Annotated in this window: 8 protein-coding genes and 2 rRNA genes (1 of these 10 cut by a window edge); all 10 read left to right on the top strand. The window is 63.8% G+C overall.

Annotated features, from left to right (window positions below):
- Positions 1 to 2,970: ribosomal RNA gene (locus OG966_RS06595) — 23S ribosomal RNA — on the top strand (it extends 155 nt beyond the left edge of the window).
- Between the two features lie 86 nt (positions 2,971 to 3,056).
- Positions 3,057 to 3,173, top strand: a 5S ribosomal RNA gene (rrf, locus tag OG966_RS06590).
- Positions 3,174 to 3,320: 147 nt separating this feature from the next.
- Entirely contained in the window at positions 3,321 to 3,929 is a 609-nt protein-coding gene (locus OG966_RS06585) for a CDP-alcohol phosphatidyltransferase family protein (protein ID WP_326648489.1), read from the top strand.
- Between the two features lie 112 nt (positions 3,930 to 4,041).
- Positions 4,042 to 6,537 carry a mannose-1-phosphate guanyltransferase gene (locus OG966_RS06580; protein ID WP_326648488.1) on the top strand — a complete coding sequence of 832 codons (2,496 nt, stop codon included), beginning with the start codon at positions 4,042 to 4,044 and terminating at the stop codon, positions 6,535 to 6,537.
- Positions 6,538 to 6,634: 97 nt separating this feature from the next.
- Positions 6,635 to 7,564 (top strand): DUF881 domain-containing protein, encoded by a 930-nt coding sequence (locus tag OG966_RS06575; protein WP_326648487.1) that lies wholly within the window; start codon positions 6,635 to 6,637, stop codon positions 7,562 to 7,564.
- Positions 7,561 to 7,893, top strand: a complete 333-nt coding sequence (locus tag OG966_RS06570) for a small basic family protein (RefSeq protein ID WP_003970459.1) — start codon at positions 7,561 to 7,563, stop codon at positions 7,891 to 7,893. Before OG966_RS06575 ends, OG966_RS06570 begins: the two co-directional genes overlap by 4 nt.
- A gap of 5 nt (positions 7,894 to 7,898) precedes the next feature.
- The gene (locus OG966_RS06565) at positions 7,899 to 8,729 is read left to right on the top strand and encodes a DUF881 domain-containing protein (protein WP_326648486.1); all 831 of its coding nucleotides are present in this window, start codon (positions 7,899 to 7,901) and stop codon (positions 8,727 to 8,729) included.
- A 147-nt stretch (positions 8,730 to 8,876) separates the two neighbouring features.
- A complete protein-coding gene (locus OG966_RS06560) occupies positions 8,877 to 9,758 on the top strand; it encodes an FHA domain-containing protein (protein WP_326655100.1) in 882 nt (293 codons plus the stop codon).
- A gap of 41 nt (positions 9,759 to 9,799) precedes the next feature.
- Positions 9,800 to 10,543, top strand: coding sequence for a transcriptional regulator FtsR (gene ftsR / locus OG966_RS06555; protein ID WP_326648485.1), 744 nt, complete (start codon positions 9,800 to 9,802; stop codon positions 10,541 to 10,543).
- 53 nt (positions 10,544 to 10,596) lie between these two features.
- Positions 10,597 to 11,070 (top strand): bifunctional nuclease family protein, encoded by a 474-nt coding sequence (locus tag OG966_RS06550; protein ID WP_006123076.1) that lies wholly within the window; start codon positions 10,597 to 10,599, stop codon positions 11,068 to 11,070.
- Positions 11,071 to 11,122: the final 52 nt, after the last annotated feature.

Raw genomic sequence — 11,122 nt, 5'->3', positions numbered from 1 at the left:
CTGCTGAACACATAGGCAGTGTGGAGGGAACGAGGGGAAGTGAAACATCTCAGTACCCTCAGGAAGAGAAAACAACCGTGATTCCGGGAGTAGTGGCGAGCGAAACCGGATGAGGCCAAACCGTATGCGTGTGATACCCGGCAGGGGTTGCGCATACGGGGTTGTGGGATCGCACTTCAACAGTCTGCCGGCTGTTGGGCGAGTCAGAAACCGTTGATGTAGGCGAAGGACATGCGAAAGGTCCGGCGTAGAGGGTAAGACCCCCGTAGCTGAAACATCAACGGCTTGCTTGTGCGACACCCAAGTAGCACGGGGCCCGAGAAATCCCGTGTGAATCTGGCGGGACCACCCGCTAAGCCTAAATATTCCCTGGTGACCGATAGCGGATAGTACCGTGAGGGAATGGTGAAAAGTACCGCGGGAGCGGAGTGAAATAGTACCTGAAACCGTGTGCCTACAAGCCGTGGGAGCGTCGCTGGCAGCACTTGTGCTGTCAGTCGTGACTGCGTGCCTTTTGAAGAATGAGCCTGCGAGTTTGCGGTGTGTTGCGAGGTTAACCCGTGTGGGGAAGCCGTAGCGAAAGCGAGTCCGAACAGGGCGATTCAGTAGCGCGCTCAAGACCCGAAGCGGAGTGATCTAGCCATGGGCAGGTTGAAGCGGAGGTAAGACTTCGTGGAGGACCGAACCCACCAGGGTTGAAAACCTGGGGGATGACCTGTGGTTAGGGGTGAAAGGCCAATCAAACTCCGTGATAGCTGGTTCTCCCCGAAATGCATTTAGGTGCAGCGTCGTGTGTTTCTTGCCGGAGGTAGAGCACTGGATAGGCGATGGGCCCTACCGGGTTACTGACCTTAGCCAAACTCCGAATGCCGGTAAGTGAGAGCGCGGCAGTGAGACTGTGGGGGATAAGCTCCATGGTCGAGAGGGAAACAGCCCAGAGCATCGACTAAGGCCCCTAAGCGTACGCTAAGTGGGAAAGGATGTGGAGTCGCAGAGACAACCAGGAGGTTGGCTTAGAAGCAGCCACCCTTGAAAGAGTGCGTAATAGCTCACTGGTCAAGTGATTCCGCGCCGACAATGTAGCGGGGCTCAAGCGTACCGCCGAAGTCGTGTCATTCGTACACATATCCCCAACGGGAGTACGGATGGGTAGGGGAGCGTCGTGTGCCGGGTGAAGCCGCCGCGGAAGCGAGTGGTGGACGGTTCACGAGTGAGAATGCAGGCATGAGTAGCGATACACACGTGAGAAACGTGTGCGCCGATTGACTAAGGGTTCCTGGGTCAAGCTGATCTGCCCAGGGTAAGTCGGGACCTAAGGCGAGGCCGACAGGCGTAGTCGATGGACAACCGGTTGATATTCCGGTACCCGCTTTGAAACGCCCAGTATCGAGCCCATTAATGCTAAGGCCGTGAAGCCGCCCTGATCTCTTCGGAGTTGAGGGGAGTGGTGGAGCCGCCGGCCCAAGATGGTAGTAGGTAAGCGATGGGGTGACGCAGGAAGGTAGTCCAGCCCGGGCGGTGGTTGTCCCGGGGTAAGGGTGTAGGCCGTGTGATAGGCAAATCCGTCACACATCAAGGCTGAGACCTGATGCCGAGCCGATTGTGGTGAAGTGGATGATCCTATGCTGTCGAGAAAAGCCTCTAGCGAGTTTCATGGCGGCCCGTACCCTAAACCGACTCAGGTGGTCAGGTAGAGAATACCGAGGCGTTCGGGTGAACTATGGTTAAGGAACTCGGCAAAATGCCCCCGTAACTTCGGGAGAAGGGGGGCCATCACCGGTGACGGCATTTACTGCCAGAGCTGGGGGTGGCCGCAGAGACCAGCGAGAAGCGACTGTTTACTAAAAACACAGGTCCGTGCGAAGCCGTAAGGCGATGTATACGGACTGACGCCTGCCCGGTGCTGGAACGTTAAGGGGACCGGTTAGTCACATTTCGGTGTGGCGAAGCTGAGAACTTAAGCGCCAGTAAACGGCGGTGGTAACTATAACCATCCTAAGGTAGCGAAATTCCTTGTCGGGTAAGTTCCGACCTGCACGAATGGCGTAACGACTTCTCGACTGTCTCAACCATAGGCCCGGTGAAATTGCACTACGAGTAAAGATGCTCGTTTCGCGCAGCAGGACGGAAAGACCCCGGGACCTTTACTACAGTTTGATATTGGTGTTCGGTTCGGCTTGTGTAGGATAGGTGGGAGACTTTGAAGCGGCCACGCCAGTGGTTGTGGAGTCGCCGTTGAAATACCACTCTGGTCGTGCTGGATGTCTAACCTGGGTCCGTGATCCGGATCAGGGACAGTGTCTGATGGGTAGTTTAACTGGGGCGGTTGCCTCCTAAAGAGTAACGGAGGCGCCCAAAGGTTCCCTCAGCCTGGTTGGCAATCAGGTGTTGAGTGTAAGTGCACAAGGGAGCTTGACTGTGAGACCGACGGGTCGAGCAGGGACGAAAGTCGGGACTAGTGATCCGGCGGTGGCTTGTGGAAGCGCCGTCGCTCAACGGATAAAAGGTACCCCGGGGATAACAGGCTGATCTTCCCCAAGAGTCCATATCGACGGGATGGTTTGGCACCTCGATGTCGGCTCGTCGCATCCTGGGGCTGGAGTCGGTCCCAAGGGTTGGGCTGTTCGCCCATTAAAGCGGTACGCGAGCTGGGTTTAGAACGTCGTGAGACAGTTCGGTCCCTATCCGCTGCGCGCGCAGGAGTCTTGAGAAGGGCTGTCCCTAGTACGAGAGGACCGGGACGGACGAACCTCTGGTGTGCCAGTTGTCCTGCCAAGGGCATGGCTGGTTGGCTACGTTCGGAAAGGATAACCGCTGAAAGCATCTAAGCGGGAAGCCTGCTTCGAGATGAGGACTCCCACCCCCTTGAGGGGTTAAGGCTCCCAGTAGACGACTGGGTTGATAGGCCAGATGTGGAAGCCGGGCAACCGGTGAAGCTGACTGGTACTAATAGGCCGAGGGCTTGTCCTCAGTTGCTCGCGTCCACTGTGTTAGTTCTGAAGCAACGAACTGTCGAGTCCCCCTGTGGGATTCCGGGTCGTACATCTTCATAGAGTTTCGGTGGTCATAGCGTTAGGGAAACGCCCGGTTACATTCCGAACCCGGAAGCTAAGCCTTTCAGCGCCGATGGTACTGCAGGGGGGACCCTGTGGGAGAGTAGGACACCGCCGAACAATCATTGTGGGAAAGCCCCGCACCGTTATGGTGCGGGGCTTTTCTGCGTTCGGGCCCCATTACGCCAACCCCTGTGTAGGACCAGCGCATGGCTGAGGGTAGGGTCAGGGGGCATCGTTGGCACGTTCCGCACAGGAGGCTCCCGGGTGGAGGTCCAGGAGACCCGCGTTCAGACGGACCGGGTACTCACCATCCCCAACATCCTCAGCATGGCGCGTCTGCTTGGCGTGCCTCTCTTCCTGTGGCTGATTCTCCGCCCCGAGTTCGGGGGCCCCAAGAGCGATGGCTGGGCGTTGCTGGTGCTGATGCTCAGCGGTGTCACTGACTATCTCGACGGCAAGCTTGCCCGCCGATGGAACCAGATCAGCACCCTCGGTCGGCTTCTGGATCCGGCCGCCGACCGTCTCTACATCCTCTCCACCCTCGTCGGACTGACCTGGCGCGAGATCCTACCCATCTGGCTCACCGCGGCCCTATTGGCTCGGGAACTGATGCTGCTGGTGATGGTGGGTATCCTCCGCCGGCACGGTTATCCGCCGCCCCAGGTGAACTTCCTGGGCAAGGCAGCCACGTTCAACCTGATGTATGCCTTCCCGTTGCTGCTCCTCAGCGACGGCAACGGGTGGCTTGCGTCACTCGCTGCTATTTTCGGATGGGCGTTCGCGGTATGGGGTACAACACTGTATTGGTGGGCAGGGATCCTCTATGTGGTCCAGGTCCGCCGCCTCGTCAAGGCGGATGCAGTAGCCGATTGACCTCGTCGATGCGTTGCCGTGCAGTGTTGCCGGCCGCGCATGACGCCAAAGCGGCTCTTTGGACGGGTGAAGTCGGCTAGACCGTCGTCTCTTCAAGGAGGACGCTTCCGACATGAAGGCCGTCGTGATGGCCGGTGGCGAAGGAACTCGACTTCGCCCCATGACCTCGAGTATGCCCAAGCCGCTCCTGCCGGTGGTCAACCGGCCGATCATGGAGCATGTGCTGCGGTTGCTCAAGCGGCATGGGCTCAATGAGACCGTCGTAACCGTGCAGTTTCTCGCCTCGCTCGTCAAGAACTACTTCGGCGATGGTGAAGAGCTCGGGATGGAGCTCACCTATGCCAATGAGGAGAAGCCACTCGGCACTGCGGGGAGCGTGAAGAACGCCGAGGAGGCGCTGAAGGACGATACGTTCCTCGTTATCTCCGGTGATGCGCTGACCGACTTCGACCTCACCGATCTGATCGCCTTCCACAGGGAGAAGGGCGGACTGGTCACGGTCTGTCTGACCCGGGTGCCGAATCCACTGGAATTCGGTATCACCATCGTGGACGAAGGTGGAAAGGTCGAGCGATTCCTGGAGAAGCCGACCTGGGGACAGGTTTTCTCTGACACCGTCAATACCGGCATCTATGTCATGGAGCCCGAGGTATTCGACTATGTCGAGGCCGATGTTTCCGTGGACTGGTCCGGTGATGTGTTCCCGCAGCTCATGAAGGAAGGCAAGCCGATCTACGGCTATGTCGCCGAGGGCTACTGGGAGGACGTGGGGACGCACGAAAGCTACGTAAAGGCACAGGCGGATGTCCTCGAGGGCAAGGTCGATGTGGAGATCGACGGGTTCGAGATCTCGCCGGGTGTCTGGGTCGCGGAAGGGGCGGAAGTACACCCCGACGCCGTGCTCCGCGGTCCGCTGTACATCGGCGACTACGCCAAGGTCGAAGCCGATGTGGAGATCCGCGAGCACACGGTCGTCGGGTCCAACGTGGTCGTCAAGAGCGGCGCCTTTCTCCATAGGGCCGTGATCCACGACAACGTCTACATCGGTGATCATTGCAATCTCCGGGGCTGCGTGATCGGTAAGAACACCGACATCATGCGTGCCGCGCGCATCGAGGACGGCGCCGTGATCGGCGACGAGTGCCTCGTGGGCGAAGAATCGATCATCCAGGGCAATGTGCGGGTCTACCCGTTCAAGACGATCGAGGCAGGCGCCTTCGTCAATACCTCCGTCATCTGGGAGTCGCGGGGCCAGGCGCATCTCTTCGGAGCTCGCGGAGTCACCGGAATCCTCAATGTGGAGATCACGCCCGAGCTGGCGGTACGGCTGGCGGGTGCGTACGCCACCACCCTCAAGAAGGGGGCGACGGTCACCACGGCGCGTGACCACTCCCGGGGTGCCCGCGCGCTGAAGCGGGCCATGATCTCAGCGCTGCAGACCAGTGCCATCGATGTACGGGATCTGGAAAACGTGCCGCTGCCGGTCGCGCGACAGCAGACCGCGCGGGGAAGCGCCGGCGGCATCATGATCCGTACGTCGCCGGGTGTGCCGGACTCCGTGGACATCATGTTCATCGACGAGCGCGGAGCGGACCTCTCGCAGGGCGGGCAGCGAAAGCTGGACCGGGTGTACGCGCGCCAGGAGTACCGGCGTGCGTTCCCGGGCGAGATCGGGGATCTGCACTTCCCGTCCAGCGTCTTCGACTCGTACACCGGCTCACTGCTGCGCAATGTCGACACCTCGGGCATCGCCGAATCGGGGCTCAAAGTCGTCATCGACGCGTCCAACGGCAGTGCCGGACTTGTGCTGCCCAACCTGCTCGGACGGCTCGGTGTGGACGCCCTGACGATCAACCCGGGGCTCGACGAGTCGCGGCCCACCGAAACGGCGGACACCCGCCGCTCCGGGATGGTGCGGCTGGGCGAGATCGTGGCCTCCGCGCGGGCGGCCTTCGGTGTGCGCTTCGACCCCGTCGGCGAGCGGCTGTCCCTCGTTGACGAGCGGGGGCGGATCGTCGAGGACGATCGCGCACTGCTGGTGCTGCTCGACCTGGTCGCGGCCGAACGGCGCAGCGGGCGGGTGGCGCTGCCGGTGACGACCACCAGGATCGCCGAGCAGGTGGCGGCGTACCACGGCACTCAAGTGGAGTGGACGACCACATCGCCCGACGATCTGACGCGTGTGGGCCGGGAGGAAACCACCATCTTCGGCGGAGACGGCCGTGGTGGCTTCATCGTTCCGGAGTTCAGCAGTGTCTTCGACGGCTTCGCGGCCTTTGTCCGGCTGGTCGGCCTGGTGGCTCGTACGCAGCTCACGCTGAGCCAGATCGACGCCCGGATTCCGCGGGCGCATGTGCTGCGGCGTGATCTGGCGACGCCGTGGGCGGTCAAGGGTCTCGTGATGCGACGTGTCGTCGAGGCGGCCGGCGACCGGGATGTCGATACGACCGACGGTGTGCGGATCGTCGAGCCCGACGGCCGCTGGGTCATGGTGCTTCCCGACCCCGCGGAGGCCGTCACTCATCTGTGGGCCGAGGGTCCGGACGACGCCTCGGCGCAGGCGCTGCTCGACGAGTGGTCCGCCGTCCTGGACAGCGCAGGTCTCTAGCGTGGGGCCGGTGTGTCGGGAGTTGTCCGTGGACGGCTTCCGGCACACCGGTGGGGCCATTCGGCGGTAGCAGCCGCGACGTGCGACGATGTGCGGCATGTCGCAGCAGCCCCCCGTTCGGAGCACCGGCTCTCCACCTCCGCGTCCCGATGCGTCCATGTCGCTGCTGACGAACGTTATGGAGCACAGCCTCGACGACGGATACGCGGAGGCGACGGCCCGCCGGGCGGCGGAAGGCGGCGGGCTGCCCCGTCCGCTGCGTGCGAAGCTCGGTCTCGCCGCCGGCCTGGTACTCGCGGCCCTGGTCGTGACCGTCGGAGCCGCGCAGGCGCGGATATCCGCACCGGTCGTGGCGAAGGAGCGCGAGGAGCTCATCGACCGTATCGACGCGGAGACCACCGCGGCGGACGAGCTCGAGCGCAGTGTCGACACGCTCCGTGAGCAGGTGGGGGCCCGGCAGCGGAAGGCGCTCAAGACCGGGGGCGGGGGCCAGGGGGAACTCGTAGCGCTGCTCTCCGGTGCCACAGAGGTCCAGGGGCCGGGCGTGAAGCTCGTCGTCGACGACGCGAAGGACACCGAGCAGGGCGGCGACGGCCCGCGGGAGAGCAGCGGCTTCAACGACACGGGCCGGGTGCGGGACCGCGATATGCAGCGGATCGTCAACGGCCTGTGGGAGTCCGGCGCGGAGGCTGTCGCCATCAACGGTCAGCGGTTGACCGCCCTGTCTGCGATCCGTGCGGCGGGCGACGCCATACTGGTCGACAACAAACCGCTGGTGCCGCCGTACACGGTGCTTGCGGTGGGGGACGGGAAGAAGTTGAGCACCGCCTTCCAGGACAGTGCCGACGGGCAGTATCTGCACGCGTTGCAGGAGAACTTCGGTATCCGCACGAGCATTTCCAACCAGGAAAAGGTGCGTCTGCCGGCGGCGCCCAGCTTGATCGTACGTACAGCAGAGCCGAAGACCGCCGACGCCGGAAAGGGCACCGGGCAGGGTACGGCTGACACAGGGAAGGGCACATCGTGATCGCCGTACTGGGCCTCGTCGTGGGAGTCGTGGTCGGACTGTTGGTCCGACCCGAAGTACCGGCGGTGGTCGAGCCCTATCTGCCGATCGCCGTCGTCGCGGCTCTCGACGCGGTATTCGGTGGCCTGCGGGCCATGCTCGACGGCATCTTCGTCGACAAGGTCTTCGTTGTCTCCTTCTTGTCGAATGTGGTGGTGGCCGCGCTGATCGTGTTCCTGGGCGACAAGTTGGGCGTCGGTGCCCAGCTGTCCACGGGCGTGGTGGTCGTGCTCGGTATCCGGATCTTCTCCAACGCTGCCGCGATCCGCCGGCATGTGTTCCGGGCGTGAGGCAGATGAACAGCGAAGAAAACCCGAAGGGCGAGGAGCCGGAGGCGGTGGCGCCCCCTGCCGAGGAGCAGACCGGTGAGCAGCCCGGCGAGCAGTCTGGTGAGCAGACCGGCGAGCAGACCGGCCGGCAGCGGCTCGTCGCGGTGTTGTGGCCGCCGCGGGTCACGCGCGCTCAACTCATCGTCGCCGTGCTGCTGTTCGTCCTCGGTCTTGGACTCGCCATCCAGGTCCGTTCGAACAGCGACAACAGTGCGCTGCGTGGCGCCCGCCAGGAAGACCTGGTGCGCATCCTGGACGAGCTCGACAATCGCACCCAGCGGCTCGAGGACGAGAAGCAGCGTCTGGAGGATCAGCGCACCGAGCTGGAGAGCAGCTCCGACCAGGCCGAGGAAGCGCGCAAGCAGACGCTGCAGAAGGAACAGCAGCTGGGCATCCTGGCCGGCACAGTCGCGGCGCAGGGACCGGGCATCACGCTGACCATCGAGGACCCGTCCGGCACCGTCGAGTCGGACATGCTGCTCGACACGATCCAGGAGCTGCGGGCCGCGGGTGCGGAGGCGATCCAGGTCAACGACACCAGGGTCGTGGCGGACACGTATTTCACCGGCACCGGCGGCGACATCCAGGTGGACGGCAAGCGGATCTCCGCGCCGTACACGTTCAAGGTCATCGGCAAGCCGCAGGATCTGGAGCCCGCCCTGAACATCCCGGGCGGTGTGGTGCAGACGCTGGAGAAGGAGCAGGCCACGGCCACGGTAGCGCGGTCGGAGAAGATCGTTGTGGATGCGTTGAGACCTGCGAAGCGGCCTGACTACGCTCGGTCGTCATCGCAGTGAGGCGGAGAGTATGAGGTCCGGCGGACGAGGGCATGAGGGTTCGGGGGGTCGGCACATCACAAGCGTGGCGCGTGGTGGAAACTGTCTTGCGGTTTCGGACGTTGTGATGATGTCCGGGTCGGCAGGTCTGATCATTGAGGGTTCGTCCTGCCCCACGGGCGGGTCTATTTCGGTCAAGGGGAATCGCCCGTGAAGTTGTTTGGGAAGTTGTTCGGCAAGAGCGCACGCGAGGACGGCGGCAACGCCCGGCACCGCGCGCCACGCCACGGCCAGAGTGAGGAGCAGGGCGCGGAGCGGCCGCTCTTCCGGGATGAGGTGGGTGGTCCGGGTGGTGACATTTCGGGCGGTCAGGGCGCGTCATCTGTTGACCCTGCCGGTCCCGGCCGCATAGGTTTCGGGGAACCATCAACCTCAAGTACGGGTGGAGGGTTTGCCTCCGACCCGTATGCGACCAATCCCCACGCGGGGCAGCCGCGGCAGGAGGACCCGTCCATGTCGGCCTTGGTTTGTACGAGGTGTGGGCACCGCAATGCCGAGGCCAGCCGGTTCTGCTCCAACTGCGGTGCGCCGCTGCGGGGCGGAGCGCCGGCGGAGCGCGCCTCGGAGACGACCTCGACGATCTCCATCTCCGGCATCGAGGCCTACGACGCCGAGGTGACCGGACAGACCGCCGTTCCTTCGCTCTCGCCCGAGGCTCAGGCGGCCGTCGACGCGCTGCCGCTCGGCTCGGCGCTCCTCGTGGTGCGCCGCGGTCCGAACTCCGGCAGCCGCTTCCTGCTGGACGGTGAGCTGACCACGGCCGGCCGTCACCCGCAGAGCGACATCTTCCTCGACGACGTGACGGTCTCGCGGCGTCACGTGGAGTTCCGCAGAGGGCCGGACGGCCGTTTCGGCGTCGCCGACGTCGGCAGTCTGAACGGCACGTATGTCAACCGCGAGCGGATCGACTCGGTCCTCCTGTCGAACGGCGACGAAGTCCAGATCGGCAAGTACCGGCTGGTCTTCTACGCCAGCCAGCGGGGCGTGTGACCTCCCCCAGACTCCGTCCGGGGGGACCCCCAGGAAGGTACATGCTACGAACACCGACGGGCGGTGCCGGTCACGGCACCGCCACCGCGGGCAACCGGCTGATGAGTATCGGCACGGTGCTCAGTCAGCTGCGCGACGAGTTTCCCGAAGTCACCATCTCCAAGATCCGTTTTCTGGAGGCCGAAGGACTGGTCGAGCCGCGGCGGACACCGTCCGGGTATCGCAAGTTCAGCCCGGAGGACGTGGAGCGGCTGGCACAGGTGCTGCGGATGCAGCGGGACCACTATCTTCCGCTGAAGGTCATCCGGGAGCATCTCGACGCCCTGGGGCGCGGTGAGCAGGTAAAGCTGCCCGCGCAGGGCGCGCAGCGGGAACTGCTCGACGGCCCCTGGGATTCGGAGCCCGAACGTCCGACCGCTGCCCGGGTGGGTCGCGCGGAGCTTCTCGCGTCCGCCGAGGTGAGCGAGGACGAGGTGGCCGAGTGGGAGTCGTACGGCCTTCTCGCGGCGGACGAGGACGGCGCCTACGACGCCGAGTCGGTCACGGTGGCCAGGCTTGTCGCGGATCTGGGGAGATTCGGACTCGAGCCGCGGCATCTGCGTGCCATGAAAGCCGCTGCCGAGCGTGAGGCCGGGCTCGTGGAACAGGTGGTTGCACCCTTGCGGCGGCACCGCAATCCGCAGACCAGGGCCCATGCCGAGGCGACCACGAAGGAGCTTGCGGCCCTTTCCGTACGGCTCCATGCGGCCCTTGTGCAGACGGCGCTCGGGGTACGGCTCCACTGATCATGGGGGAGCCCGACTACCCAAACCGGTCGGGCACGTCCTAGGGTTGCTGTGTGAACGAGCTCGACGTTGTGGGTGTCCGGGTCGAAATGCCCTCGAACCAACCGATCGTGCTCCTGCGTGAAGTGGGAGGCGACCGGTACCTCCCCATTTGGATCGGTCCCGGGGAGGCGACCGCCATTGCCTTTGCCCAGCAAGGCATGGCTCCTGCCAGGCCGCTGACCCATGACCTCTTCAAGGATGTGCTGGAGGCGGTGGGTCAGGAGCTCACCGAGGTCCGCATCACTGACTTGCGTGAAGGGGTCTTCTACGCGGAGCTGGTCTTCGCCAGCGGAGTCGAGGTGAGCGCCAGACCGTCCGACGCCATAGCGCTGGCCCTGCGCACCGGTACGCCGATCTACGGCAGTGACGGGGTGCTCGACGACGCGGGAATCGCGATCCCGGACGAGCAGGAGGACGAGGTGGAGAAGTTCCGCGAGTTCCTCGATCAGATCTCGCCGGAAGACTTCGGCACCAACAGTCAGTGACCGCCCAGCCGGGCTCTGTTGGCGCATTCGAGCAGCCTTTCCCCGAATAGGG

The sequence above is a fragment of the Streptomyces sp. NBC_01750 genome (assembly GCF_035918095.1).
Classification (GTDB): Bacteria; Actinomycetota; Actinomycetes; order Streptomycetales; family Streptomycetaceae; genus Streptomyces.
Note: the sequence above shows the minus strand (reverse complement) of the source record. Positions and strands in the feature narration are given on the sequence as shown.

Excerpts from the sequence above, each read along its gene's own strand:
- OG966_RS06565 (WP_326648486.1), top strand. The coding sequence starts at position 7,899 with ATGAACAGCGAAGAAAACCCGAAGGGCGAGGAGCCGGAGGCGGTGGCG.
- OG966_RS06575 (WP_326648487.1), top strand. The coding sequence starts at position 6,635 with ATGTCGCAGCAGCCCCCCGTTCGGAGCACCGGCTCTCCACCTCCGCGT.
- ftsR (WP_326648485.1), top strand. The coding sequence starts at position 9,800 with ATGCTACGAACACCGACGGGCGGTGCCGGTCACGGCACCGCCACCGCG.
- OG966_RS06580 (WP_326648488.1), top strand. The coding sequence starts at position 4,042 with ATGAAGGCCGTCGTGATGGCCGGTGGCGAAGGAACTCGACTTCGCCCC.